Annotated in this window: 26 protein-coding genes; 13 read left to right on the top strand and 13 right to left on the bottom strand. The window is 71.0% G+C overall.

Translation table 11 applies throughout. The annotated features are described in order from the left end of the window. Positions 1-101 precede the first annotated feature (101 nt). On the top strand, positions 102-686 hold the full coding sequence (locus AB0395_RS10155) for a helix-turn-helix domain-containing protein (RefSeq protein ID WP_366278850.1): 585 nt from the start codon (positions 102-104) through the stop codon (positions 684-686). A gap of 102 nt (positions 687-788) precedes the next feature. Further along, positions 789-1,418, top strand: a complete 630-nt coding sequence (locus AB0395_RS10150; protein WP_366278848.1) for a GNAT family protein — start codon at positions 789-791, stop codon at positions 1,416-1,418. On the opposite strand, the gene AB0395_RS10145 is transcribed toward AB0395_RS10150, so the two are convergent. Continuing rightward, complete coding sequence (locus tag AB0395_RS10145; protein WP_366278846.1) at positions 1,415-2,005, bottom strand: TetR/AcrR family transcriptional regulator; 591 nt, start codon at positions 2,003-2,005, stop codon at positions 1,415-1,417. The two genes, AB0395_RS10150 and AB0395_RS10145, sit on opposite strands and share 4 nt — an antisense overlap. Before the next feature lie 88 nt (positions 2,006-2,093). Here AB0395_RS10145 and AB0395_RS10140 point away from each other — a divergent pair, with 88 nt between their 5' ends. Continuing rightward, the gene (locus AB0395_RS10140; RefSeq protein ID WP_366278844.1) at positions 2,094-3,227 is read left to right on the top strand and encodes an FAD-dependent oxidoreductase; all 1,134 of its coding nucleotides are present in this window, start codon (positions 2,094-2,096) and stop codon (positions 3,225-3,227) included. Between the two features lie 24 nt (positions 3,228-3,251). On the opposite strand, the gene AB0395_RS10135 is transcribed toward AB0395_RS10140, so the two are convergent. After that, positions 3,252-4,142 (bottom strand): DMT family transporter, encoded by an 891-nt coding sequence (locus AB0395_RS10135; RefSeq protein WP_366278843.1) that lies wholly within the window; start codon positions 4,140-4,142, stop codon positions 3,252-3,254. A 143-nt stretch (positions 4,143-4,285) separates the two neighbouring features. Continuing rightward, positions 4,286-4,648 (bottom strand): VOC family protein, encoded by a 363-nt coding sequence (locus AB0395_RS10130; RefSeq protein ID WP_366278841.1) that lies wholly within the window; start codon positions 4,646-4,648, stop codon positions 4,286-4,288. Between the two features lie 296 nt (positions 4,649-4,944). Between AB0395_RS10130 and secA2 the strand changes: the two genes are divergently transcribed. Next, on the top strand, positions 4,945-7,146 hold the full coding sequence (gene secA2, locus AB0395_RS10125) for an accessory Sec system translocase SecA2 (RefSeq protein WP_366278933.1): 2,202 nt from the start codon (positions 4,945-4,947) through the stop codon (positions 7,144-7,146). 129 nt (positions 7,147-7,275) lie between these two features. On the opposite strand, the gene AB0395_RS10120 is transcribed toward secA2, so the two are convergent. From AB0395_RS10120 to AB0395_RS10090, 7 genes are read right to left on the bottom strand one after another with little or no spacing between them, the layout of a single operon-like run. Beyond that, positions 7,276-8,259: an LLM class F420-dependent oxidoreductase gene (locus AB0395_RS10120; RefSeq protein ID WP_366278840.1), complete on the bottom strand. Its 984-nt coding sequence runs from the start codon at positions 8,257-8,259 to the stop codon at positions 7,276-7,278. A gap of 27 nt (positions 8,260-8,286) precedes the next feature. Next, the gene (locus AB0395_RS10115) at positions 8,287-9,894 is read right to left on the bottom strand and encodes an ABC transporter substrate-binding protein (protein ID WP_366278838.1); all 1,608 of its coding nucleotides are present in this window, start codon (positions 9,892-9,894) and stop codon (positions 8,287-8,289) included. Between the two features lie 27 nt (positions 9,895-9,921). After that, positions 9,922-10,680, bottom strand: coding sequence for an ATP-binding cassette domain-containing protein (locus AB0395_RS10110; protein WP_366278836.1), 759 nt, complete (start codon positions 10,678-10,680; stop codon positions 9,922-9,924). Then, the gene (locus tag AB0395_RS10105) at positions 10,677-11,666 is read right to left on the bottom strand and encodes an ABC transporter ATP-binding protein (protein WP_366278834.1); all 990 of its coding nucleotides are present in this window, start codon (positions 11,664-11,666) and stop codon (positions 10,677-10,679) included. Before AB0395_RS10105 ends, AB0395_RS10110 begins: the two co-directional genes overlap by 4 nt. Then, positions 11,663-12,508, bottom strand: coding sequence for an ABC transporter permease (locus AB0395_RS10100; protein WP_366278832.1), 846 nt, complete (start codon positions 12,506-12,508; stop codon positions 11,663-11,665). Before AB0395_RS10100 ends, AB0395_RS10105 begins: the two co-directional genes overlap by 4 nt. Positions 12,509-12,510: 2 nt before the next feature. Continuing rightward, positions 12,511-13,455, bottom strand: coding sequence for an ABC transporter permease (locus tag AB0395_RS10095; RefSeq protein ID WP_366278830.1), 945 nt, complete (start codon positions 13,453-13,455; stop codon positions 12,511-12,513). Next, on the bottom strand, positions 13,452-13,658 hold the full coding sequence (locus AB0395_RS10090) for a hypothetical protein (protein ID WP_366278829.1): 207 nt from the start codon (positions 13,656-13,658) through the stop codon (positions 13,452-13,454). The genes AB0395_RS10095 and AB0395_RS10090 overlap by 4 nt, the downstream gene beginning before the upstream one ends. A gap of 434 nt (positions 13,659-14,092) precedes the next feature. Between AB0395_RS10090 and AB0395_RS10085 the strand changes: the two genes are divergently transcribed. The 9 genes from AB0395_RS10085 to AB0395_RS10045 all read left to right on the top strand — a co-directional run bounded on the left by AB0395_RS10085 (position 14,093) and on the right by AB0395_RS10045 (position 22,810). Continuing rightward, on the top strand, positions 14,093-14,905 hold the full coding sequence (locus tag AB0395_RS10085; protein ID WP_366278828.1) for a sugar phosphate isomerase/epimerase family protein: 813 nt from the start codon (positions 14,093-14,095) through the stop codon (positions 14,903-14,905). Positions 14,906-14,933: 28 nt separating this feature from the next. Further along, complete coding sequence (locus tag AB0395_RS10080) at positions 14,934-15,533, top strand: nuclear transport factor 2 family protein (RefSeq protein WP_366278826.1); 600 nt, start codon at positions 14,934-14,936, stop codon at positions 15,531-15,533. After that, entirely contained in the window at positions 15,526-16,566 is a 1,041-nt protein-coding gene (locus tag AB0395_RS10075; protein ID WP_366278825.1) for a maleylacetate reductase, read from the top strand. Before AB0395_RS10080 ends, AB0395_RS10075 begins: the two co-directional genes overlap by 8 nt. Further along, entirely contained in the window at positions 16,563-17,453 is an 891-nt protein-coding gene (locus tag AB0395_RS10070; RefSeq protein WP_366278823.1) for a dioxygenase, read from the top strand. The genes AB0395_RS10075 and AB0395_RS10070 overlap by 4 nt, the downstream gene beginning before the upstream one ends. Beyond that, a complete protein-coding gene (locus AB0395_RS10065) occupies positions 17,450-19,087 on the top strand; it encodes an FAD-dependent oxidoreductase (protein ID WP_366278822.1) in 1,638 nt (545 codons plus the stop codon). The genes AB0395_RS10070 and AB0395_RS10065 overlap by 4 nt, the downstream gene beginning before the upstream one ends. Beyond that, positions 19,087-20,400 (top strand): amidase, encoded by a 1,314-nt coding sequence (locus AB0395_RS10060; protein ID WP_366278931.1) that lies wholly within the window; start codon positions 19,087-19,089, stop codon positions 20,398-20,400. The genes AB0395_RS10065 and AB0395_RS10060 overlap by 1 nt, the downstream gene beginning before the upstream one ends. A 6-nt stretch (positions 20,401-20,406) precedes the next feature. Continuing rightward, complete coding sequence (locus AB0395_RS10055) at positions 20,407-21,084, top strand: hypothetical protein (protein WP_366278821.1); 678 nt, start codon at positions 20,407-20,409, stop codon at positions 21,082-21,084. Next, positions 21,081-21,821, top strand: a complete 741-nt coding sequence (locus AB0395_RS10050) for an SDR family NAD(P)-dependent oxidoreductase (protein WP_366278820.1) — start codon at positions 21,081-21,083, stop codon at positions 21,819-21,821. The genes AB0395_RS10055 and AB0395_RS10050 overlap by 4 nt, the downstream gene beginning before the upstream one ends. A gap of 173 nt (positions 21,822-21,994) precedes the next feature. Then, a complete protein-coding gene (locus AB0395_RS10045; RefSeq protein WP_366278929.1) occupies positions 21,995-22,810 on the top strand; it encodes a helix-turn-helix transcriptional regulator in 816 nt (271 codons plus the stop codon). A 129-nt stretch (positions 22,811-22,939) separates the two neighbouring features. On the opposite strand, the gene AB0395_RS10040 is transcribed toward AB0395_RS10045, so the two are convergent. The 3 genes from AB0395_RS10040 to AB0395_RS10030 form a co-directional block, all read right to left on the bottom strand. Then, positions 22,940-24,142, bottom strand: coding sequence for a lipase (locus AB0395_RS10040; RefSeq protein ID WP_366278819.1), 1,203 nt, complete (start codon positions 24,140-24,142; stop codon positions 22,940-22,942). Positions 24,143-24,265: 123 nt separating this feature from the next. Next, complete coding sequence (locus AB0395_RS10035; RefSeq protein WP_366278817.1) at positions 24,266-24,904, bottom strand: response regulator transcription factor; 639 nt, start codon at positions 24,902-24,904, stop codon at positions 24,266-24,268. A gap of 43 nt (positions 24,905-24,947) precedes the next feature. Further along, the gene (locus tag AB0395_RS10030; protein WP_366278816.1) at positions 24,948-26,123 is read right to left on the bottom strand and encodes a sensor histidine kinase; all 1,176 of its coding nucleotides are present in this window, start codon (positions 26,121-26,123) and stop codon (positions 24,948-24,950) included. Positions 26,124-26,235 lie beyond the last annotated feature (112 nt).

Genomic DNA, 26,235 nt, shown 5'->3' with positions numbered 1-26,235 from the left:
GGCTTGGGTTCCTGTGTCACAAACGTAGCAGCTAGCCAAATAACGGCAACATATGTGTTGCAGATAAATTCTCAAACGGTGCGGTGCTGTAGCCTCTGTCCATGGAAACGACGGGGCGCCGGTTGCGGGCGGACGCGGAGCGCAGTGTCCGGACCATCCTGGAGGCGGCGGAGCGGCTGCTCAGCGAGAATCCGGGCGCGACGATGGAGCAGATCGCCGAGGCCGCCGGGGTCGCGAGGACGACCGTCCACCGGCGGTTCGCCAGCCGGGAGGCCCTCGTCGAGACCATGGCGACCTCCGCCTGGCAGGAGATCAGCGAGGCCGTCGACGCCGCCAGGCCACACACCGCCCCACCGCTGATCGCCATGCACCAGGCGACGGCCAACGTGCTCCAGATCAAGTCCGGATGGCGGTTCGCCCTCGGCACCCTGCCCCCGCCCGGTGAGGAGGCCGCGCGCATCTACGACGAGGTCATGGCCAAATGCGACGTGGTGTTCACACGCGCGCTCGAGGCCGGGATACTGCGCCCCGGCACCGACCTGCTCTGGGCACGGCAGGTCTACCTCGCGCTGATCAGCGAGGTGGTGCACGGCTCCCCCGCCGCGGGGCCGCGCTCCGCCGACGATCCGGACGCGCTGGCCGCCCTGGTCATCGACACCCTTCTGTACGGCCTGGCACCACGATGACCCCGCCCCGGGCCCACCGGAGGGCAGGGCGCGAGGTGGTCACGGAAGACACGCCCCAAGTGGACCTTCCGGCAGGTCACGACCGGTCATAAGGTCGTCTTCATGACCGCGACCATGCCCGCCCCCGTGACCCTCGAAAGCGATGCCGTACGACTTGAGCCGCTGAGCCCCTCGCACGTCCCCGAGCTGTTCCTTTCCGGCGGGGGCGACGACGAGGTGTGGCGCTGGCTCCCGGTCGCCACCCCACACACCGAGACGGAGCTGGCGAAGATCGCCGCGGGGCTCATCCACGACCGGGACCTCGTGCCGTTCGCGGTGGTCGTCAAGGAGACCGGCCGCGCGGTCGGCTGGACCGCCTACATCGACACCCCGGGGTTCGAGGAGAGCATCGAGATCGGCTGGACCTGGTACGGCCGAGCCGTGTGGCGCTCGGGCGTGAACACCTCGTGCAAGATCCTGCTGCTCGACCACGCCTTCGACAAGCTCGGCGTGAACCGGGTCCAGCTGAAGACCGACGTCCTCAACACCCGTTCCCAGGCGGCGGTCCGCCGCATCGGCGGCGTCCAGGAGGGTGTCCTGCGCCGCCATCGCCGCCGCCCCGACGGCTCGTGGCGCGACACGGCCTACTTCAGCATCCTGGACGACGAGTGGCCCGCCCATCGTGCCCGTCTGACACGCGTGGAAGCCCCCCACACGCAGCGGAAAACCTCGGCACGCACCGGCGGAGGCTAGCGTTCAGGTCGTGACGGGGGCTGGGGAAGCATCCCTCTCAGCAGTTCCCCGACGCCGAGGCGGAGATCGTCAAGGGTTGGGGCGGCCCCCGCTCCGACGATGGCGTCGAACATCACCCCCTCGCTGAAGGCGACGATCTGGCGGCTGTGCCGTACCGGATCCGACGAACCCGCGGCGGCGAGGATCGCGACCGCGGGATCGCGGAAACGACTTCCCGCCTCGTCGTAAACCTTGCGCAGTTCGGGGCGGCGGGTGGCCTCAAGGGCCAGTTCGTAACGGGCGACCGTCCTGCGGCGGTCGACGGTGAGCTGTGTCCACAACACCTGGACCGCCGCCTCGGCGAACGCGGCGGGCTCGTCCGTCCTGCCGACGTCGAGGACGGACGCGAACGCGACGATCTCCAGCTCGGTGAGCCGTTCCAGGGCCAGTTCGAGCAGCGCCAGGCGGGTGCGGGCGAGGTTGGACGTCGAACCGGGCGGCAGCCCCGCCTCCTCGTCCACCGCCCGATGGGTCAGGCCACGCATGCCACGCTCGGCCAGCAGGGTGATGGCGGCCTCGGCGACCAGCTCGGCACGTTGGGACTTCACCCGTCAATACTACATTTGTAGTTAAGCGGCGAGAAGAGTAACCTTCACTACATCCGTAGTGACTACAACTGTAGTGAAGGAGCGGGCCATGGCGCGCGCAGTGGTGATCGGGGCGGGAATCGGCGGGCTGACGGCCGCCGTGGCACTGCGGCGGCGAGGCTGGGACGTGACGGTGTGCGAGCGGGCCCCCTCCCTGGAGCCGGTCGGATCCGGGCTGGCGATCGCGGCCAACGCGCTCAAGGCGCTGGACACGCTCGGCATCGGCCACGAGATCCGCGCGTTGTCGGCGGTCCGCGGCGAGGGCGGGGTCAGACGCCCGGACGGCCGGTGGCTGATGAGGACGACCGATGAGGCCGTCTCCGCCAGGAACGGCGACTCCATGGTGCTGCTGCGCCGCGCCGACCTGGTCGACGCGCTCTCAGCCGGGCTCGCCCCCGGCTCGGTCCGGCTGAACACCACGGTGCGCGGAGCCGATCCCGGCAGCGGCCTGGTGACCACCGACACCGGCGACCTGGAGGCCGACCTGGTGGTGGCCGCGGACGGCATCCACTCCCCTACCAGGACCGCGCTGTTCCCCGGCCACCCGAAGCCCCGCTACTCCGGGGTCACGAGCTGGCGGCTGATCGTGCCGCGCGGCGGCGTTCCCGCCCAGACCTTCGAGAGCTGGGGTGCGGGCAGGCTCTTCGGGGTCACACCACTGGCCGGCGGGCTGGCCTACTGCTACGCCACCGACACGGTTCCGTCGGGAGGAGGGGGCGGAGACCAGCGGGCCGAGTTGCTGCGCCTGTTCGGCGGATGGCACTCCCCCATTCCCGAACTGCTCGCCGCGGCCTCACCCGAGAAGGTGCTCAGGAACGACGTCCACCACCTCCCCGCCCCACTGCCCGCGATGCATCGGGGCAGGATCGCCCTGCTGGGCGACGCGGCCCACCCGATGACCCCCAACCTGGGCCAGGGGGCCTGCCAGGCGATCGAGGACGCGGTGGTGCTGGCCCACGTCGCGGGAGAGAAGGGCGGCCTCGCCGCCTACACCGAGGCCAGGATGGCACGGACCTCGAAAATCGTGGCCAGGTCCGCGTCGATCTGCCGGACCACGCAGCTGCGCAACCCGCTGGCCGTACGGCTGCGCGACACGATGATGGCACTCACCTGGCGACTGGCCCCGGCGCGTGTGACGAGCGAGATGGACGAGATCCTCGGCTGGGCACCGCCCGGCACGTGATCGGCGGGCCGGGGCGCCGCGACGCTACGACGCGACCGAGGCGGGCTCGCGGACGGGAGTACGGCTGCCGCCGTGATCGGGGGAGAGCCGCCCCAGGGTGACGGTCCCCCAGATCAGCACCGCGGCGGCGAGAAGGGCGGGGATCACGTTGGCCGCCCCGGTGGGCATGGGCTCCTTCAGCAGGACCGCTCCCGCGATGATCGAGGTGATGGGGTCGACCACCTGGACCGCCGCGTACGCGATGCCGAAGTAACCCACCTCGTAGGACTTCTGCAGCAGCACCACCGCGCAGACGAGCAGCACCGGGATCGCGACCGTGAACCAGGTCAGCAGCCTGCTGAGGTCTCCTTCGAGGCCGCCGCCGACCACCCTGACGAAGGTGGAGACGCTGGCGGTCACCGCCCCCGCACCCACCGACAGCAGCAGTGCCTTGGCCGAGCCCGAGACCTTCCTCGCGGCCAGCTGGGCCACCAGCACGATCAGCCCGACGCAGGCGAGGAAGCCGAGCGCCTCGCCGTTCGTCATGTGGGGGGTCGCGGCGTGCGACGGGACGAGCAGCATCAGGCCGAGCAGTCCGACGGCCACCGCGATCGACCCGAGGATCTCCTCCTTACGCGGTCGCCTGCCGTGCAGGACCGCCGCCAGCGGCACGGCGAACACCAGCGTCGCCACGCTGATCGGCTGTACCACGACCAGGGGGGCGAGGCTCAGCGCGACCGCGTGCAGGGATGCCCCCGTGAAGCCGATCACCCCGCCCAGCCACCAGCGGGGCCGTCTCATCAGCCTGAGCGAGGCGCCCTCCGACACCGCCTCGAACTGCTGAAGCGCCGCTCCCAGGGCATAACCCAGCGCACCGACCAGAGCGATCGACACACCGACCCAGGTCATCGCCACCCACCGGAAGCGAGCAGACATGGGTAAAGAAGCGATTCTCGGGTCATCCCGCAAGCTTAAAGCGCTCCAAGGGTGGGTAAGGGGCCGCCCAAGCGGGACGAGAACCATTTTTCCCGCGAAACGCCGCCCCAGCCTGCTTATCCACCCCAGAAGACATTTTTCCGCTAGTTCCTGGGCGGGCAGACGCAGAACAGGTGGCCCTCCGGGTCGGCGAGCACGGCCCATCCGTCCCCGCCCGGCTGGAAGTCCGGCTTGGTCGCCCCGAGCACCAGGTAGTCCTCCACGGCCTTCTTCACGTCGGGCACCCGGACGTCCAGGTGGAACTGCTTGCCCGGACCGGGCCAGGGCGCCGGCTTGCGGTCGGGGTTGTGCTGGAAGTAGATGGTCATCGTGCCGTCGCCGACGGCGGCGTACGCGTCGTCGGCGTACTGGACCTCGTAACCGAAGACCGCCGCGTAGAACTCCGCGAGCCGCTTGGGCTCGGCGCAGTCGAGATTCACGGCGATGAACTGTGCGATCGTCGTCATGGCCCTCATCGTTGCGCCGATACCTGTCAGGCTATGTCAGGATCTTCGCGGGATTCCGGACATCCCGACAAGGCGAGCAGGACGTCCCGTTCGCGCCCCTTCGGCTGCGGACGGTCACGGTGGCGCCTGCCGTACATATCCGTGGAGAACATGGTGACTCGCCATCCGGCGCCCGGGGGTATCCGGTGATCGTTCTGATCGGTACGGTTCGGTGAGACGAGGATGAGAGTGTTGATCGGGAACCGACGGTCGGGAACGTGAGCCCGGAGACGGGCGTTGGAGGGAACGTGGCCTCGATAACTCAGCTCTTCAGGCGGTTCCTTGAGCGTCCCGGTTCGATCGACCTGACGCCCTTCGAGCGGACCGTGGCGGCGGCGGGGGCCAGGGAGGACCGGATCCGCGAGCTCGCCGAGCTGCCCGGCCCCTCGGTCGACGACCTGCCCGAGTTCTGCGCCGTCGTACGGGAGGCCGCGCGGCGCACCCTGGGGCTGCGGCCCTACGACGTGCAGCTGGTCGGCATGCTCGCCATGCTCTCCGGCAACGTCGCGGAGATGGCGACGGGCGAGGGCAAGACCCTGTCCGGGGCGATGGCCGCCGCCGGATACGCCCTGCAGGGCAAGCGGGTCCACGTGATCTCGGTCAACGACTACCTGGCCCGGCGGGACGCCGAGTGGATGGGCCCGCTGTACGACTCGCTGGGCGTCTCGGTCGGCTGGATCGGCCAGACCTCGACGCAGGAGGAGCGCAGGGCCGCCTACGACAAGGACGTGACCTACGGCTCGGTCAGCGAGATCGGTTTCGACGTGCTCCGCGACCGGACCCGTGTCGACGTGGCCGACCTGGTCGTGCCCGCGCCGGACGTCGCGCTGGTCGACGAGGCCGACTCGGTGCTGGTCGACGAGGCCAGGGTGCCGCTGGTGCTGGCCGGGGCGACCGACCCCGGCGACGCGGTCCCGGAGATGGCGGCGCTGGTCCGCCAGCTCGTCAGGGGCTACCACTACGAGCTCGACGACCAGGCTCGCAACGTGCACCTGACGACCAAGGGCATCGACACGGTCGAGCAGGCGCTTGAGGTCGACCTCTACGACAGCCCCGCCACGCTGACCGAGGTCAACCTCGCCCTGCACGCGCACGCCCTGCTGACCAAGGACGTGGACTACATCGTCCGTGACGGCAAGGTGCACCTGATCAACCCGTCCAGGGGCCGGGTTGCGCTGCTGCAGCGCTGGCCCGACGGTCTGCAGGCGGCGGTGGAGGCCAAGGAGAAACTGCCGCCCTCCGCGACCGGCGAGATCCTCGACTCGATCACCGTGCAGGGCCTGATCACCCGCTACCCGCAGCGGTGCGGCATGACCGGCACCGCGGTGGCGGTCGGCGACCAGCTCCGCGAGTTCTACGACCTCAAGGTCGCCGTGGTCCAGCCCAACCGGCCGTGCGTGCGGACCGACGACCCCGACCGGCTGTTCGAGTACCGGATGGACAAGGACCGCGCCCTGGTCGACGAGATCGTCGAGGTGCACGCGACCGGGCGGCCGATCCTGATCGGCACCCTGGACGTGGCCGAGTCGGAGCGGCTCTCGCTGACCCTGAGCGGCCGTGGCCTGGAGTGCGTGGTCCTCAACGCGAAGAACGACGCCGAGGAGGCCTCGATCATCGCCAGGGCCGGAGAGCGGGGCGCGATCACGGTCTCCACCCAGATGGCGGGCCGGGGCACCGACATCCGCCTCGGGGAGGGCGTCGAGGAGCTCGGCGGGCTGTACGTCATCGGTTCGGGACGGCAGGCCAGCAGCCGCCTGGACGACCAGCTCCGCGGCCGTGCCGGGCGTCAGGGCGATCCCGGCGGCTCGGTCTTCTTCGTGAGCGGCGAGGACGATCTGATCACCCATTACGTGGCGGACGAGTACGCCAGGGGCGTGCCGGACCGCGACCTCGTGGGACACGCCCAGCGTGTCGCCGAGGGCGTCGACATGGAGATCCACCGCAACACCTGGCGTTACACCCGCCTGCTCGAGCAGCACCGGAGCATGGTGCTCGACCTGCGCGGCAAGGTCCTGCACGGACGCTCGGCGGGTGAGGCCCTGGCGTCGGCCCTCCCCGAGCGATGGTCGTCGCTCGGGGAGACGGTCGGCGAGGAGGTGCTGCACGAGGCCGCCAGGCAGATCGTGCTGTTCCACCTCGACCGTTCGTGGGCCGACCACCTGGCCTACCTCGCCGAGCTGCGCGAGGGCATCCACCTGCGCGCGCTCGGCCGCCTGAGCCCGATCGACGAGTTCAACAAGGAGGCCAAGCCCGCCTACGAGCGGATGCTGGCCGAGACCGAGTCACGTTCGATCGAGACCTTCGAGACGGCCACGATCACCTCCGACGGTCTCGACCACGAGGACGCGGGCGTCAAACGCCCGACCGCGACCTGGACCTACCTCGTCCAGGAGAACCCCTTCGGCACCGAGTGGGAACGCATCCTCAACCGCCTGACCACCAAGGTCCGCCGCCGCTGAACGATCGGCGGCCCGTCGGGGGCCGTGACGCCCTTCGCGGGTGGCGTCATCCGGCCCCGGGAGCCGTGACGCCCTTCACGGGTGGCGTCATCCGGCCCCGGGAGCCGTGACATCTTTCGCGGGGTGGTGCTATCCGGCTGCCGGGCGCAGACCGGACAGCACGGACGCCAGATCGTCCCGGCCGGACAGCAGCCCGGGGGTCGGGGCCACGTAGAGCAGGACCGAGGTCACCCCGTCCTGCACGAAACGGCTGATCTGCCTGCGGCACTCGGCCACCGTCCCGTGCACCCACAGCGCGTCCACCAGATCGTCCGGCAGGGCCTGCCCCGCGGCCGCCCTGTCACCGGCGTCGAACAGGGCCCGCGACCGGTCAAGGCTTTCTGCCCGGCCGAGCCAGTCGTGGAAGGCCCGGTAGGGCGGCTGGTTGAGGATCCAGCCGAGGAACGCCCGCCCCGCTCGCCGCGCGTACTCGGCGTCCTCGGTCGGGCAGACGAAGACCTTGACCACGATCTCCTTGCCCGCCGGCCGGGGGCCCGCGGTCTGGAGGACCTGGGTGAGGTCGTCCGAGGTGAGGACGTTGGTGATGAAGCCATCGCCCTCGGTCAGCCCGAGCCGCACCATGCGCGGCCTGAGCGCGCCAAGGACGATCTTGACGTTGGCCGCCCTCATCTGGAAGCCGCGGACCGAGAAGGTCTCGTACTCCTCGTCGACGTGCTCGCCGCGCAACGCGCTCGACAGGAACCTGAGCGTGTCGCGCAGGCGGGCGATCGGACGGTCGAAGGGCACGCCGTTCAGCGCGGAGACATGGGCCGGGACCGAGGTGCCGATCCCGAGCCTGACCGGCCCGTCCGCCAGGTCCGCCAGGGACGCCGCGGTCTGGGCGAGCACCGCGGGCCCCCTGGTGGGGACCGGTACCACGCCGGTGCCGACGCCGAGGCGCGGTTGCCAGGCCGCCGCGGCGGCCAGCGGGGTGAACGCGTCGACGCCACCGCCCTCCCCGGTCCACACGTCCGCGTAGCCGAGGTCGGGCAGCGCCTCGACGACCCGCCGGTGGTCACGCGGTGCCAGGCCGGGCAGCGGCAGGTTGACCGCCCAGCGAATCTCGTCACTCATCGTTCGGTTCTCCTCAGGGGCGACACGCTAGTTGGAGACGGACACGGTGGTCAGGTCGACGAACCAGGACTTCGGCTGGATCAGGCCCTTGACCCCGGGGGCGATCACCCTGGGGTTGCGGTCGCCGACGACGAACAGGTAGGGCGCCTCGGCGCTGACGATCCGCTCGGCCTTGCGGAACAGCTCGATCCGCTTGGCGGGGTCCAGTGTCCGCTCGGCCTCCTTGGACAGCTCGTCGACCTTCGCGGAGTACCAGTGCCCGTCGTACACGGGCGAGTCCTTGGCCCAGAACGCGCGGATCAGCGATTCGGCCTGGTAGGTGACGGTGGAGGCGCACTGGATGTCGGCGCCCGCGGCCGGCTTGCCCGCGTTCAGGTCGGCGAGCAGCGCGGACCACTCGACCTTCTGGATCTTCACGGTGATCCCGATCCTGGCGAGCTGGTCCTGCAGGGCGGTGGCGATGGGGATGGGGACGAGGTTGCCCGAGCCTCCGGTGGGGACGGCCAGGGTCGCGCTGAACCCGCCGGAGACGCCCGCCTCGGAGAGCAGCGCCTTGGCCTTGGCCAGGTCGTAGGAGTAGGTGTCGTTCGCCGGGTCGTACACCTCCGTCGAGCTGGGCGCGTGCTGGTAGGCCGGGTCCGCGGTGCCCTTGAGCAGGTTCTCCGCGATGGACTTCCTGTCGATGGCGTAGTTGGCGGCCTGCCGTACCCGGACGTCGTTCCACGGCTTCTTGGCCTGGTCGAACGTGCAGTACCAGAGATGGTCGTAGTTGTCGCTGAGCAGGGAGTATCCCGAGGACTTCAGGGATTCGACGTCGTCGGGGCTGGGGTACTCGATCCAGTTGACCTCGCCGGACCGCAGCGCGGCGGTGCGCGCGGCCGCGTCGGGGATGGGCCGCAGGACCAGCTTGCCGAGCTTGGGCGCCCCGCCCCAGTAGTTCTTGTTCGGCAGGAGGACGAGCTGCTGGCCGGGCGTGAGCGACTCGAAGACGAAGGGGCCCGTGCCCACCGGGTGCAGGGCGAAGTCCTGGTTGCCGTGCTTCTTGACCGCGGTGGGGCTGGGGAAGGTGAGGAAGGTCAGGTCGCTGAGCAGGTGCCCGGTCGGCTGGGGGGTAGTGATCTTGACGGTCTCGCCGTCGACCTTCTCGTACGCCTTGATCTGGCCGCTCCACAGGCCCGCGGCACCGGCGGCGGCCGGGTAGTAGAAGGGGCTGTCCTTCTTCAGCAGCCGGTCGAAGGCGAACACGACGGCGTCGGCGTCGAAGGGGGTGCCGTCGGTGAAGGTCACGCCCTTGCGCAGGTGGAACGTCCAGGTCAGGCCGTCCTCGCTGGTCTCCCAGGAGGTGGCGAGGCCGGGGATGACCTCCGGTGTCCTGTCCGACTGCTTCAGGTTGTAGCGGGTGAGTCCGTCGTAGAGCTGGAAGTTGACGAATCTGTCGCCTTCGAAGCCCTGGGTGAACGACAGGACCGTGTCGGTGCCGGGGATCTCCGAGGCGGTCATGCCGATGACGAGGGTGCCACCGGAGCCGGAGGCCGGGGCGCCGCCGGTCGGCTGGGCACCGGAACCGCAGGCGGCGGTGGCGAGACAGGCGCCGAGCGCCAGGGCGAGCAGGGCACGCTGGGGGGTGAGGGACATGGTGGATCTCCTGAGGTGACCGTGGGTTCAGCGAATCGGCGGGATGGAGGACAGCAGTTCTCGGGTGTAGGGATCGTTCGGGGCCGTCCAGATCTGGTGGGTGTCCCCCTCTTCGACCACCCGCCCCAGATACATCACGGCCACCCGGTCGGCGATGTGCTCGACGACCGCCAGGTCGTGGGAGATGAACAGGATGGCGACGCCGGTCTCGCGCTGGAGTTCGGCCAGCAGGTTCAGCACCTGGGCCTGGATGCTCTTGTCCAGCGCGGACACCGCCTCGTCGCAGACGATCAGCTCGGGGTCGGTGGCCAGTGCCCTGGCGAGGGCGACCCGCTGGACCTGGCCGCCGGACATCTCGTGCGGATACCGGCCCGCGTCGGCCGGTGGGACGCCCACCCGGTCGAGCATGTCGGCGACCCTGGCCTGGATCGCCGACCGGCGCCAGCCGTGCGCCCGCAGGTTGAACGCGATGGCCTCTCCCACGGTCAGCCGCGGGTTCAGCGAGGTCTGCGGGGACTGCGGCACCAGTTGGAGCCTGGCCCGCAGCCTCCGCAGCTGCGCGCCCGTGGCCCTGGTCAGATCGTGCCCGGCGAAGACGACCTGTCCGGCGTCGGGGCGCAGCAGCCGCAGGACCATCTTGGCGGTCGTGGACTTGCCGCTGCCCGACTCGCCTACGAGGCCGAGGATCTCCCCCCGGCGCAGGGACAGGCTGACGTCGTCAACGGCCGCGACCCCGTTGGGGAAGCGCTTGGACAGGCCGGTCGCGGACAGCAACGGCTCGGTCATCCCACTCTCCGTTCGTCGGCGGTCCACGGCACCGGGCAGGCGACGGAGCCGCCGTCGGTGACGGGTTCGAGGACGGGTGACGTCGTCGAGCACTCGGCGACGGCGTGCGCGCAGCGCGGGACCAGGGCGCACCGCCCCTCGGTCACCGTCGTCGCCGAGGGCGGCAGGCCGGGCAGCCCGACCAGCTCGCCGCGCGGAACGCCGGGATGGGGCTGCGCGCCGAGCAGCGCCGCGGTGTACGGGTGGGCGGGCCGGTCGAGCACCCGGTCCCCGGGGCCTTCCTCGACGACGCGTCCCGCGTACATGACCACGACCGAGGAGGCCATCAGCCTGGCGACGCCCACATCGTGGGTGACCAGCAGGATCGCCATGTCCAGCTCGCGCTGGAGGCTGCCGAACAGCTCCAGGATCTGGGCCTGCACGGTCATGTCCAGCGCGGTGGTCGGCTCGTCGGCGATCAGCAGCCGCGGGCCGCAGGCGATGGCGGCGGCGATGACGACCCGCTGACGCATGCCTCCGGACAGTTCGTGCGGATAGGACTTGGCGACGCGCTCGGGCGTGCGGATCCCGGCCAGCGTGAGGAGTTCCATGACCCGCTCGCGCCTGGCGGCGCGTGAGGTCAGGACGCCGTGGGCGCGCAGCACCTCGGCGACCTGCGCGCCCACTTTGCGCAGCGGGTCCAGCGAGCCGCCGGGGTCCTGCGGCACCAGGCCGATGTCGCGACCCCGCCGCGACCGCATGGCCCGTTCGTTCAGGTCCAGCAGGGACTCGCCGCCGAGCCGCACCGCGCCGCCGACCCGTGCCCCGCCACCCAGCAGGCCCATGACCGCCCGCGCGGTGACCGACTTGCCACTGCCCGACTCGCCGAGCACCACCGTGGTACGGCCTGCGCCGAGCCGGAGGGTGACGCCGCGGACCGCGTGTGCGACCCGCTGCCCCGCGACGAAGTCGACGGTCAGGTTCTCGATCTCCAGGAGCTCGCTCATGCGGTGTGCCTCGACCTCACGTCGAAGTGGCTGCGCAGCCCCTCGCCGAGCACGTTGAACACCACGGAGGCGAGGAAGATCGCCGCGGCGGGGAGCAGCGCGAGGAGGGGTGCGGTGAAGACGTGCTGACGCAGGTCGTCGACCATCGCGCCCCACTCGGCGCGGGGTGGCGCGACGCCCAGGCCAAGGAAGGACAGCCCGGCCCCGAGCACGACACACAGACCGACAAGCGCCGAGCAGTACACGCTGACCTGGGGCAGGATGTTGGGCAGGACGTGCCACCTGGCGATGGTCGGCCAACGGGCGCCGCTGGCCCGTGCGGCCTGCATGAAGTCCAGCTCACGTAGCCCGGCGACCTCGGTGACGACGACCCTGGCGACCGCGGGGACGAGGATGACCGACAGCGCGACCAGCATGCTGACCAGTCCCGCGCCCAGCGAGGCGGCGATGGAGATGGCCAGCAGCACCGCGGGGAAGGCGAAGATCACGTCCAGCCCGCGCATCACCGTGTTCTCCAGGCGGGGGCCGCCGAGTCCCGCGACGATGCCGAGCAGCGTGCCGAGGGTGCCCGCGACCGCGACCGGCACCAGACCGGCGACGAGCGAGGCCTGGGTGCCCCAGACCAGCCGGCTCAGCACGTCACGCCCCTGGCCGTCGGTGCCGAGCGGGTGGCCGGGGCTGCCCAGGGACAGCAGCCGGTGCGACAGGTCGCCCACGTCGGGGTCGGGCAGCGGCAGCAACGGCGCGAGCGCCGCCACCAGCACGAGCGCGAGAACCGCCACTGTCCCGGCGACCAGGGCCGCCGGTGGGCGGCTTCTTGGCGAGGGCGGGCTGATGGCCATGGCTACCTCCGTACTCGGGGATCGATGAGGGCGTGGGCGCCGTCGACCACGAGGTTGATCAGGACGAACGAGACCGCGATGAACAGCACGCCGCCCTGGATGAGCGGCAGGTCCCTGGCGGCGATGGCGTTGTAGAGGGCGTGACCGAGCCCGGGCCAGGAGAAGATCGTCTCCACGAAGACGACACCGCCGACGAGGTAGGCGAGCTGCAGCCCGACGATGGTCAGCAGTGAGGGAAGCGCGTTGTGCAGGGCGTGCCTGGCGATGGTCGCGCGGTGCAGCCCCCTGGCCCGCATCGCGTCGATGTGGTCACTGGCCAGGACGTCCGCGAGGGCGGCGGAGAGCATCCTGGCGATGACGCCCATCGGGATCATCGCCACCGCGACGGCGGGCAAGACGAGGTGCAACAGCACGTCACCCGGCCCGCCACCGGAGATCGGGTCGCGCATGCCGCCCGCGGGCAGCACCCGGTACCGCACGGCGAGCACCACGACCAACAGCAGCGCGATCGAGTACTGGGGCACGGACATGGCCAGGAAGGAGAAGGCCGAGGCCAGCCAGCGAGGTGGCCTGCGGGAGCTGAACGCACCCACCGCGCCGAGCGCGACGCCGCCGATGAACGCGATCAACGCCCCCGCGGCGGCGAGCAGCGCGGTGTTGCCGAAGGCGGACCAGACCACGTCGAGCACGTCCCGCTGTAACTGGATGGACGTGCCGAACCGGCCCTGTCCGACGTTCCACAGCCAGGTGAAGAACTGCGCGGGCAGCGGCTCGTTCAGGCCGAGCCTGCTGCTCAGCTCCTGCCGCGCGGTGGGCGTCGCGAGCGGCCCGAGCAGGCTGGCCACCGGATCGCCCGGCACCAGCTTGGTGGTCACGAAGACCACGAGGGACACGCCGAACACGGTCGGGACGGCCAGCGCCAGCCGGCGGAGAAGAAACCTGGTCACACCGTCACCCCCTGCCGGACGGAGACACGAGGCGACCGCAGGAGGGCGCCGGCCCGCGCTCCGCCGGCCTCGGCGGAGATCGGCGCGGGCATCACGCCGAATCCGCGGACGGTGCCCGGGTACCGGTGCGACGCGACGAGGTCGCCGCCGTCCATGGACGGGCAGGCGTCCACGACGGCGGCGATTCCGGGATCAGGGTCCATGTGGTTCTCCATGTGTCGTGGTCGCGGGTCCGCCGGCCTCGCCTCGGTACGGCCACGGCGGCCCGTCCGTCATCCCGGCGTCGATATGGATGATTCGTGCGCTATCCGCACGATTGTGCGCATAGTAATCGCAGGCGAGTTCCCCCGCAATACCCTCGGGAACAGTCGTGCGCACAGCGCACCGCCGTGCGCCCTAGTGACGCCACCTCGCCGGACGACGAAAGACGGATCCGGTGGCGGCGAAACGGACCGGCACGGAGGGGCCGAAAGGCGAGGGGATCCAAACAGCGCTCCACCCGGCCCCGAAGTAGGGAGCAACCACCCCCGCCGGACAAGGAGAGGCCACGTCAGACCTCGCCCGGCATTGCCCCGGGACACCCATAGTGTTTATTATGCGCACAGATGTGCGTATAGCGCACAAGAAGGGAGCGGCCATGACGACCCGACAGGCGATCACGCTCTGCGCGATGACGTTGCAGCGGGCGTCGTTCCCCGACCGGGTGAACGCCGCCGCGACGGCCGGCTTCGACTCGATCGGACTGACGCTCGGCCAGTACCGCGCCGCGCTCGCGGACGGGCTGGACGACACGTCGATGCGCGCCCTGCTCGACGCCCACGGCCTGCGCCTCGCCGAACTCGAGACCCCGTGGGACTGGGCCGCCGACGGCGACGACGACAGCGACGACGGCGAGCAGCTCTTCCACGCCCTTGAGGCACTGGGATGCCCGCAGCTCAACGCGGTGCAGTTCGCCGTCCATCCGTACGAACGGCTCGTTGAGCGGTTCGCCGCGCTGTGCGCCAGAACCGCCGCGGCGGGCGCCCAGGTCGCGTTGGAGTTCATGCCGTTCAGCGAGCTGCCCACCGTGGCGGACGCCTGGCGGCTGGTCCGTGATTCACGGGCGGCCAACGCGGGCATCCTGCTCGACAGCTGGCACTACTGGCGCTCCGGTGGCTCGCGGCACGATCTCGCGGCCGTCCCGCCGGGCAGGATCCTCTCGGTTCAGCTCAACGACGCCCTGCCCACACCGGGCGCCGACCTGCGCCACGAGGCCAGGCACCTGCGGCTGCCGCCCGGCGAGGGGACGACGGCGTTCGTCCGGCTGCTTCGCGAGCTCGGGGTGACCGCACGCATGTCGGCCGAGGTCTGGTCGGACGAGCTCGAACGGCTGCCGCCCGAGATGGCCGCCAAGCGAGTGCACGACGCGACCAGCCGCGCGCTGGCCGAGGCCGCCCTGCCCAACCACTGACCCGTACGACAGGCAAGGAGAGCAGCACATGAACGGCACGGACGAGGCTGAGATCAGGCGACTCGTCGAGAACTGGGCCCTGTGGCGGGACGCGGGTCACTGGGAGCGGTTCGCGACCGTCTGGCATCCGGAAGGCGTCATGCAGGCCACCTGGTTCCAGGGGGGATACCGCGAGTTCATCGACATCAGCAGGAAGGCGTTCGAGAACGGCGTGCGCATCTGGCACTTCCTTGGCGGCACCTCGGTCGACGTCGCCGGTGACCGGGCGATCGCGCAGACGAAGATGACAATCACCCAGCGGGCATTCGTCGACGGCGTCGAATCCGACGTCGTGTGCACCGGCAGGTTCTACGACTTCCTCGAACGTCGCGGGAGTTGGGGCCTGGTGCTCCGGCAGCCCGTCTACGAGCGAGACCGCATCGACCCCGTCGACCCCGGCACCCTGCTCCGGCTCGACCGGGAACGACTGGACGGCCTTCCCGAGGGCTACCGGCATCTGGCCTACCTGCAGACGGGCCTCGGCTACCAGGTCAAGCGGGACATGCCGCAGCTGACCGGCGCACCGGTCGAGGCGCTCTACCGACGGGGCGAGGACTGGCTCAGGGGTGTGGCGATCTCCGATGGCTGAGCCCTTCGTCCACGAACAGGGCGCCTCGCGTGTCGTGTTCGGCACGGGACGGCTGGCGTCGGCGGCGGCCGAGGTCGAACGCCTCGGCGGCCTCCGGGTGATGCTGATCGCGGACCGGCACAGCGCGCGGCACGCCGAAACCGTCGCGCTGGCGCTCGGCGACCGCCTGTGCGGGCGCATCGAAGAAACGGCGACGCACGTCCCCGCCGCGCTGGCCGACGCGGCGACCGAACAGGCCATCCAGATCCGGGCCGATCTGCTGGTGTGCGTCGGAGGGGGCTCCGCGACCGGCCTCGCCAAGATCGTCGCTCTGCGCACCGGTCTCAGGATCCTGGCGGTTCCGACCACGTACGCGGGCAGCGAGATGACGCCGATCTGGGGCGTCACCGGCGACGGCCGCAAGCGGACGGGGCGTGACCCCGTCGTCCAGCCCGTCACGGTTGTCTACGACCCGGCGCTGACCCTCGACCTGCCCGCCAGGCTCTCGGCGCAGAGCGGCATGAACGCGCTGGCGCACCTCGTCGAGGCGCTCTACGCGCCACAGGTCTCGCCGCTGGTCGCGACCGCGGCGGTCGAGGGGGTGACCGTGCTGGCCGACGCACTGCCGAAGGTGGTGGCCGACCCGCTGGACCTCGCGGCGAGAGAGAGCGCGCTGCGGGGCGCCTGGCTGGCCGGATGGGTCCTCGGCCTGGCGCCGATGGGGCTGCACCACAAAATCTGCCACATACTCGGCGGTGCCCACGGGCTGCCGCACGCGGCCACGCACGCCGCCGTCCTGCCGTACGTCGCGGCCTACAACGGGGCGTATCTCCACCGGCTTGACGGTGTCCTGAGAGAGGCGGCGACCGGTCTGTGGGACCTCAGGGAGAGCATCGGAGCCTCCGGCGGTCTCGCCGACCTGGGCCTGGACGGCAACGCCCTGGGCGAGGTCGCCGAGCTCGTCACGGCTGAGCGCCCCGCCAACCCGCGCGCGGTCGACGCCGACGGCGTGCGCCGGATCCTGCTGGCCGCCTTCGAGGGGGCGAGACCATGAGCGTGCGTTTCGACGGGGGCGGGACCATGAGCGCGCACGACGAACTCACCCGCACAGTGCTTGAACGTCTTGAGCACACCCCGGACGGGCGCCTGCGTGAGGTGATGCTCTCGCTCGTCAGGCACCTGCACGCGTTCGCGGTCGATGTCGACCTGCGCGAGGAGGAGTGGCTCGCGGGCGTGCGGTTCCTCACCGAGGTCGGCCGGACGTGCACGCCGAACCGGCAGGAGTTCATCCTGCTGTCGGACACCCTCGGCCTGTCGAGCCTGGTGAACGACCTGGACCACCCGGCCGTCGACGGGGCGAGCGAGTCCACGATCCTCGGGCCGTTCTACGTGCCGGACGCGCCGTTCCGCGACGACGGCGCCTCCATCGTCACGGTCGACCTCGGCGGCGAGCCGCTCCTGGTGACCGGTGAGGTCACCTCGACCGACGGCCGGACACTGGCGGGCGCGGTCGTCGACGTCTGGCAGACCGCGCCGAACGGCCGCTACGACGTGCAGGACACCGACCAGCCGGAGCACAACCTGCGCGGACGCTTCCGCACGGACGGGAAGGGTCGTTTCAGCCTGCGTACGGTCCGCCCGGTCAGCTACCCGATCCCGGACGACGGGCCGGTCGGCCGCCTGCTGCGGGCCACCGGCCGTCATCCCTGGCGGGCGGCGCACATCCACGTGATCGTGTCGGCCCCGGGGCACCGGCCCCTGACCACGACGATCTTCGACGCGGAGGACCGCTACGTGGCCTCCGACGCGGTCTTCGGCGTGAAAACGAGCAGGCTGCGGGTGTTCGACCGCGCCGCCGACGGCTCACTGCGTCTGGACGAGCACTTCCGGCTGCCGCCGGTTCCGTCATCCGTACAGTCACCCCAAGGAGCTTCCACTTGATCCGATCACGGCACTTCGATCTCGTCGTCGTCGGCGGCGGCCTCGGCGGGATCGCCGCCGTCCTCGCCGCCGCCCGGCTCGGCCTGCGCAGCGTGCTGGTGAGCGAGTCCGACTGGCTCGGCGGCCAGGTGTCCAGCCAGTGCATTCCGCCGGACGAGCACCCGTGGATCGAGTCCACCGGCTGCACGCGCACCTACCGGGAGTTCCGGGACCGGGTGCGGGCCTTCTACCGGCGCAACTACCCGCTGAACCCCGCGGCCATGACGACGGGGCGGCTCAACCCCGGCTCAGGCAACATCGGCCCGCTCAGCCACGAACCCCAGGTGGCGCGGCTCGTCCTGGAGGAGATGATCGCCCCGTGGCTCAGCAGGGGGCTGATCACCGTCCTGCGCGGCTACCGGGTGGCCGGGGCGTCGACCGGGGCCGACGAGGTCGAGTCGGTGCTCGTGCGCGACGCCGAAGGCCACGGCGTCGAGCTGACCGGTGCTTTCTTCCTCGACGCGACCGACCTCGGGGACCTGATCGACCTGGCCGGGGCCGAACACGTCTTCGGCGCCGAGAGCGCGTCCGAGACCGGCGAGCTCCACGCCCTGCAAGGGCCCGCGGACCCCTTCGACCAGCAGGCCATCACCTGGGCCCTGCTCCTGAGCCTGGAACCGGGGACGGACAACACCGTCGAACGGCCCGCCGACTACGACAGCTGGCGTGACCACCGGCCGCCCGCGTGGCCGGGACCGCTGCTGAGCTGGGAGGTCAGCGACCACGTCACCCACCGGCCCCGGCGGCGGCCGCTCTTCACCGAGCAGGCGTCCGCGGGAGGCGTGCGCTACGACCTCTGGCACGCCAGAAGGGTCCTCGACGCGGCGCACCTCGGCTCCGGATGGGCCGACGTCACCGCCGCCGCCTGGCCGATGATGGACTACTCACGGCTGCCGCTGCTCGGGGTCGACGCCGAGGCACGGGAACTGGCGCTGAGCGAGGCACGGCAGTTGTCGCTGTCGTTCCTGTACTGGATGCAGACCGAGGCGCCCCGGCACGACGGCGGTCACGGCTACCCCGAGCTGAAGCCGCGAGGCGATCTGACCGGCACGCCCGACGGGCTGGCCAAGATGCCCTACATCAGGGAGAGCCGCCGCATCCGCAGCGAGTTCACCCTGCTTGAGCAGCACATCGGAGTCGAGGCGAGGGCGGGGCTCGAAGGAGCGGAGCGGTTCGCCGACAGCGTCGGGATCAGCGCCTACCGGATCGACGTGCATCCCTCGACCGCCGGGCGCGACACGATCGACATCGACACCTGGCCGTTCCAGATCCCGCTCGGCAGTCTGATCCCGGTTCGCCTGCGCAACCTGCTGCCCGCGGCGAAGAACATCGGCGCGACGCATCTGACCAGTGGCGCCTACCGGGTGCATCCGGGCGAGTGGACGGTCGGCGAGGCCGCGGGCGCGCTGGCGGGCTTCTGCGTCAGGCGCCGGGCGCGTCCCTCCCAGGTACGGGCGCAGGAGATCATGCTCGAGGAGTTCCAGACGATGCTGAGGGGCACCATCGGCATCGAGCTCGAGTGGCCCAGCTACGGGGCGCTCGTGCCCCGGCACCGGTTCGGCTACGTCGAACAGCTCTCCCCGGTCGGTCCGTGATGCCCAGGACACGCCATCTCCTCGCCGAGTACGGGGGCATCGCGGGCCTGGCGGCGGCGCGCACCGATCTCGTCCGGGTCGCTCTGGACCGGATCGCGGCCCTGGACAGCGAGCTGCACGCGTTCACCCAGGTGTTCACCGAACCGGACGCGCCCCTGGGCGGCGGACCGCTCGCCGGGGTGCCCGTCGCGGTCAAGGACAACATCGACGTCGGCGGCCGGATCACCACCCTGGGCAGGCCCGCCGCAGAGCGGGAGCCCGCGGCGCGCGACGCCGAGGTGGTGACCAGGCTTCGGAACGCGGGCGCGGTCGTCGTGGGCAAGACGAACCTGCCCGAGTTCGCCAGCTCCGCCGTGACCGTCAACCTCCACTACGGCGACGCCCGCAACCCCTGGGACCTGGAGCGCACCGCGGGTGGATCGAGCGGGGGCTCGGCGTCCGCGGTCGCCGCGGGCATGGTGGCCGCGGCGCTCGGCACGGACACGGGCGGCTCGACACTGATCCCCGCGGCGCTCACGGGTGTCTGCGGGTTCCGGCCGACGCCGGGACGCATCAGCCTCGACGGGGTCGTGCCGCTGAGCCCGTCCTTCGACACGGTGGGCGTCTGCGCCGTCGACCCGGCGGACATCTCGCAGGTGCACCGTGTCCTCGATGTCCTCGACGAGGCCCCCGCCCGGTGGCCCGGCCTGGCGGGGCTGCGGATCGGCGTACTCGACGGCTACTTCCTCCGCGCCGACGACGACGTGCTCGCGCGGCTCGACGCGACCGTAGGAGAACTGGCGGCGGCGGGCGCCGCCGTACGCTCCGTGACGCTGCCTTCGGCGCACCTCGTGCTCGAGCACGCGCGAGTGATCTACGGGTTCGAGGTCGCCGACGTGTACGCCGGGTTGCTCGACAGGGACCGCACGTACGCGCCCGCCGTCGAGGCCCGCCGGGCCCATCCGTACGGCCCGGCCGACCTGGCCCGCGCCACGGCTTTCAGGGACGCGTGGCGGGCAGAGCTCGCCGCCGCCTTCGCGGAGGTGGACGTGCTGCTCACGGCCACCACACCGACGACCGCGCCGCTGATCGCCTCGGCGGCGGAGGAGTCGACGACCGCGCTCATCCGCCATACCTATCCGTTCTGCCTCGCGGGCACGCCCGCGCTGTCACTGCCCGCGGGACGGTCCCGCGGGCTGCCCATCGGCGTGATGCTCGTCGCGCCTCCCGGTGAGGACCACTGGCTGCTCGGCCTCGGCGTCGCCTGCCGGCAGGTCCTCACCGCCTTCGAAAAGGCCACAGAGAAGCCCACAGACAAGCCCACAGAGAGATGAGAGAGCATGCACATCTATCTGCACGAGACGATTGATCCGGTGAGGAAGCCCGGCGCGCACACCCGCTACCTGGACGAGCTCGGCGAGATCGTGACCACGCATGGCAACGCCAAGGGGTCCGCGGGTGGCCGCTGCATCGCCAACTGGGTGCCCGTCTTCCTGACCGGCCAGTGGCCGCAGATCATCGGCTTCTGGCAGATGCCCGGCGGGTGGGACGGTTTCGCCAAGCACTTCGACACCCACACCGAGCTCTTCCACGAGCCCCTCGACCGGTGGTACGGGGAGCGCTCCGGCGGTTTCGACCGGGTGCTCGTCGGCACCGACTACACGCCCACGCTGGATGAGATCCTGGCGTCGGGCACGCGGGCCCCCGTGGTGCTGCACGAGACAGTACGGCTCCGCCCCGGCGACGCCCCGAAGTATCTGAGGCTGCTCGGCGACGTCAAGGAGGCGCTCGGCGACCGCTACGGGTTCGGCGTTCTCGGCGGATACGAGGTGGCCTTCCGCAACCAGAGCGAGGCCGTCGTGGTGTGGTCCTTCCCCGACGTCGCCACGCTGGTCCGCACCCAGTCCTCGACGGCCGAGTTCCCCGAGCTGCTCGCCTGGCGCGAGCAGAGCGCCACGCTTGAGCTCTCCCACACCGGCGTCGTCGTCAGGCCCACGTCATGGTCCCCGCTCCGATGAGCGTCGCGGTGATCACCGGGGGCGGCGGGGACATCGGCGGCGCCGTCGCCACCAGACTGGCGCAGGACGGCTGGACGGTGATCGTGACCGACGTCGACCCGGCCGCCGCCCGCCTGGTCGCCGAACGTCTTCCCCGGGCGCACGCGAGGCGGCTGGACGTGGCCGACCCGGACGACATCGGCGCGTTCGTGTCCTCGGCCGCGTCGGACTTCGGCCGTGTCGACGCGGTGGTCTGCGCCGCGGGCATCGAGCCCCCGCAGAACCTGGCCGACATCGACGTGGCCTCCTGGGACCGTACCCAGGACGTCAACCTGCGCGGCCCCGCGCTGCTCGCCCAGGCGGTGCTGCCGCTGTGGACCGAGCAACGCTCGGGCTCACTGGTCAACATCGGGTCCCGCACATGGCTGGGCGGAGGACATCCCGGGTACGCGGCCTCGAAGGCGGGACTGGTCGGCTTGACCAGGTCGCTGGCGATGGAGCTGGCCCCGATCGGGGTGCGGGTCAACGCGGTCGCGCCCAGCTTCGTCCGCACCGGGTTCAGCAGGCAGCGCGGCGACGAGCGGATGCTGGACGACTACGCGGAGCGGGTCCGGGCGATGACCCCGATGCGCGAGCTGGTACTGCCCGTCGACGTGGCGAACGCGGTGGCCTTCCTGGCCTCCGACCAGGCTGCGCGGATCACCGGCGAGGTCCTCCACGTCTGCGCGGGTTCCCAGCTTCCGATGTTCCTCCACTGACCCCGCGCGGTACGAGAGATCCCCGTCCGCGCCCCCTGGCGGGGGCGCCGTGGAACGGCCGGCGGAGCGTACCCGGCTACCTCCGCCGGCCAATGGCGGCCAAACGGATTTACGAGGTGACATCACGGCTTTCGTTACGTGAATGGTAATGCTTGTGCAAAGTTATCCCCGATATCGTGTTATTTGTGACCACCAGCAGCGCGTCCCGCCCAGTCGGTGAACTTCTGCGCCAGTGGCGGGAACGACGGCGCATGAGTCAGATGGATCTCGCCCTCCAGGCCGACATCTCCACCAGGCATCTGAGCTTCGTGGAGACGGGCCGCTCGAAGCCGAGCCGGGACATGATCCTGAACCTGGCCGAGGAGCTCGACCTACCGCTGCGTGAGCGCAACCACCTGTTGCTCTCGGGGGGATTCGCCCCGGTTTATGCGGAGACGCCGCTCAACTCCCCGCAGATGGTGTCGGTGCGAGAGGCGCTGGGCCAGGTGCTGAGCGGGCACGAGCCGTACCCGGCAGTGGTCGTCGACCAGCGCTGGAACCTGGTCGACCGGAACTCCGCCACCGGCGTCCTGCTGCGCGGCGTGGCCCCGGAGCTGCTCGTCCCGCCGGTCAACGTGCTCCGGCTGAGCCTGCACCCCAAGGGGATGTCACAGCGGATCATCAACCTGGGCGAGTGGCGGGCCCACCTGCTGCACCGGCTGCGCCGCCAGATCAGCCTGACCGCGGACCCGGACCTGGCCGCGCTCTGGCGCGAGCTGGACGACTACCCCTGTGACCAGCCGGAGCCCGAGATCGAACGGCCTGGCCCCGGCGACATCGTGATCCCGCTCCGGATCCGCCGCGGCTACCGGGAACTCGCCTTCTTCAGCACCATGGCCACCTTCGGCACCCCCCTGGACATCACCGTCGCGGAACTGGCCATCGAGGCCTATTTCCCCGCCAACCCCGAGACGGCCGCCTACCTGCAGCACCAGCATCATCCGGACTGACCACCCGCCACGGGAGACTCCTTCGACAGAATCCCGGAGAACGTACTCACTGGGAACACAGCCGATCACTCGGCAGCGCCCGACTCTCATGGATGGTGAGAGCGGTGACCAACGGCCATGCGGGCGACGCTACGGAATGAAGGTCACCTCGGGAAACCTCGGCGACGGGCCGTCCAGCAGGTGGCCCCTGCCTCGCAGGTGCAGGTCGAAGAAGGCCAGCGGGTAGGCCCGCTGGACGGCCTCGCCGCGTTCGGGGGCGAGCGTGCCGATCTCCTCGGCGAGCTGGGCGGGCGTCCACTTCAGCAGTGCCGCCACCTGCGGGGCGATCACTTCCAGGTCGCCGTAGGAGGCGTGCTCGACCCCTTCGGTCCTGATGTTGAGCTTCCAGCCCTTCAGATTCGACCAGAACGTGGCCAGGTCGGGGATCTGGTCGCGGACGGCCTTGGTCGCGGTCATCAGCATGTACGGCCGGGCCAGCCCCGCGGTGACGACCGGGCCCGCGGCCGGGCCGTCCATGGCCAACCCCGCCTTGATCCGCCGGTCCTCGAACATGGCGGACGCGACCGTGGGCCCGCCGGCCGAGTAGCCGAACATGCCGACCCGGCTCAGGTCGAGCAGGCCGCGCAGCCCCTTGGGGAGCCTGCGGTGGTCGGCGTCGGGGTTGCCGCCGCGGTCGAGCACCATGAGCTGGTCCAGGACGAAGCGGGTGTCGGCGATGCGCTGCCCGTAGATCACCGAGCCGGCCCCGGCGCCGTCGTGAACGGGGCCCACCACCCGGCCGTCGGGGAACTCCACCAGGCCGTCGTAGGTGTGGTCGATTGTGGCCACCACGTATCCCCGGCTGGCCAGTTCCTCGACCACCACGGTGTTGGCCGAGCGGAAGGAGTCGTTGCCCGGGGAGTACAGCACGACGGGCAGCCTGCCCTCGCGCCGGTCGGCGGGGGCGCCCTCGTGCCCGTGGGTCCGCGGTAGCAGGACGGCTCCCTGAGGCAGGCCCTCCTGGCGCAGGTACTGGGCCGCTGCCTTGGGCGGCAGCCAGGGCGCGACCGGGTACGCGGCGACCTTCCTGGCCGGGTAGGTCAGGCTGATCATCAGCTCGCGGTCGTGGCCCGCGCCCGCGAACGGGTCCTTCCTTGAGCGGTCGACCAGATGCAGGGACACCGTGCCGAGCGGGGAGGGGCCCGTCGGCGCAGAAAGGGTCAGCTGGGGCGGGGCGGCGGCCTGGGGCCCGGCCTGGGTCTTGAGCTGTGTCCTGGCCTCGACGGCAGTCGGTACGGCCAGCGACGCGACGGCCAGCAGGGCGGCGGCGCACACCACTCGCGGGGAGATCACACGCACTCCTTCTGATCATTGGAAGTGGGAGTGCTCCGAAGCTAGTGACCCGCCCCGGCCAAGGTCGTCTACCCCAGGGCTCATTTCGCGCCGGTGGGCTACGCCTTTCAGCCGAAGCCGGGTTCAGCGCACGGTGACCAGCCCGCTGCGGTAGGCGATGATCACCAGGTGCACGCGGTCGCGGGCGCCGAGCTTGGCCAGGAGGTGCCTGACGTGGGTCTTGGCCGTACCCGGCCCGATGTGCAGTCGCTCGGCGATCTCGTCGTTGGACAGGCCCTCGGCGACCAGCGCGAGCACCTCCCGCTCGCGCGTGGTGATGCCCTCCAGCGGCTCAAGGTGAGCGCGGCCGGTGAACTCCTTGATCAGCCGCCGGGTGATGCCCGGGGAGAGCAGCGCGTCGCCCGCCGAGACGACCCGGATCGCCGCCAGCAGGTCCCTCGCGGGGGTGTCCTTGAGCAGGAACCCACTGGCACCGCCGCGCAGCGCCGCGTACACGTACTCGTCCAGGTCGAAGGTGGTGAGGATGAGCACCTTCGTGTCACTGGACGAGGTGATCAGGCGGGTGGCCTCCAGACCGTCCATGCCGGGCATCCGAATGTCCATGAGCACGACGTCAGGCGCCTGCGCGCGGGCCACTTTGACGGCCTCCAGGCCGGTGCCGGCCTCGCCGACGACGGTCAGGTCCTGGGCGGTGTTCACAATGCCGCACAACCCCGCACACACGAGGGTCTGGTCGTCGGCGACCACCACGCGGACGGTCATGCCGCGCACCCGGGGACGGCCAGGGCGGCGGTCAGGCTGAGGTTCATGCCGGGTACTCCGTGGTGGGAAGGGTCGCGGTGACGCGGAAGCCACGTCCGGACAGGGGTGCCGCGTGGAACGCGCCGCCGTACAGGTGCACGCGCTCACGCATGCCGACCAGGCCGTGTCCTAGATGCGGAGCACCGGCCTCCGGGCAGCCGACGCCGTCATCGGCGATCTCGATGGAGAGCTCGTCCGGCCCGTAGCACAAGGTCACCCTGGCCGAGCCGACGGCGGCGTGCCTCACCACGTTGGTGAGGGCCTCCTGCACGATCCGGTACGCAGAAAGGTCGATCCCGGGAGGCAGTGTGCGGGGCGGCCCGGTAGTGGTGAGCCCCACCCGGACTCCCGCCCCGGCGATCTGTTCCAGGAGCCGGTCGAGGTCGGCCAGCCCGGGCGCGGGCGCGAGATCGGGCCCTTCGCTCCGGTCCTCCTCGCGGAGCACGCCAAGCAGCCGCCGCATCTCGGCCAGGCTCTGGCGTCCCGTGGTCTCGATGGCCGTGAGCGCGGCCCGCGCTTCCTGCGGCCTGTCGTCGATCACCAGGGCGCCGAATCCCGCCTGTACGGTGACCACGCTCATGCCGTGCGCGACGACGTCGTGCAGCTCGCGGGCGATGCGCATCCGCTCGTCGGTGACACTCTGCCTGGCCAGCCTGGCCTGGTTACGCAGCAACTCCCCGAGGTGGCGGCGATGCATGCCCACGGTGTACCCGACGGTCCAGACCGTGGTGAACAGCAGCACGGAGATCACCGGAGGCCCGCCGATACGTGGGAAACCGGGAATCCCGGTCGCCACGGCGGCGACCAGCGACATCCCGAGCGCGACGAAGGCGGTGCGCGGGCGGCAGACGGCCGCCACCGCGTACAGGACGTAGGCCACGGACAGCATCCCCAAGACGATCGCCCTGCGCTCGACCAGCTCCGCCGCGACCAGCCCGGCCAGGGCGAGCCCGAACGCGACGACCGGCCGCTGACGGCGCAGCGCGATCGGCAACGCCGACACGACCACGCCAACGGGGACCACCGCGAACCGCTCGGCCCCCCTGACCTCATTGGCCGGCAACAGGAAGACGGGGAGCGCGTAGGCGACGGCGGCGAGCCGATCCAGCGCCAGCCAGTGCCCCGGCCGGACTCGCCGGATCATCAGCGGAAGCGGGCCTTGATCCCCTTCAACACGCACGGCCCAAGGGTAGGCACAATGCCCCCGACAATCACACCAGCCGTCTGCCGGCGACAGGCGGCCACGACGCTGCGCGAGATCCAGGACCCGCCGCGCGACCTGCTGATGGAGG

This window comes from Streptosporangium sp. NPDC051023, from assembly GCF_040689595.1.
Taxonomy (GTDB): Bacteria; Actinomycetota; Actinomycetes; order Streptosporangiales; family Streptosporangiaceae; genus Streptosporangium.
The sequence above is the reverse complement of the archived record's forward strand: the minus strand, read 5'-3'. Positions and strand labels throughout refer to the sequence as shown.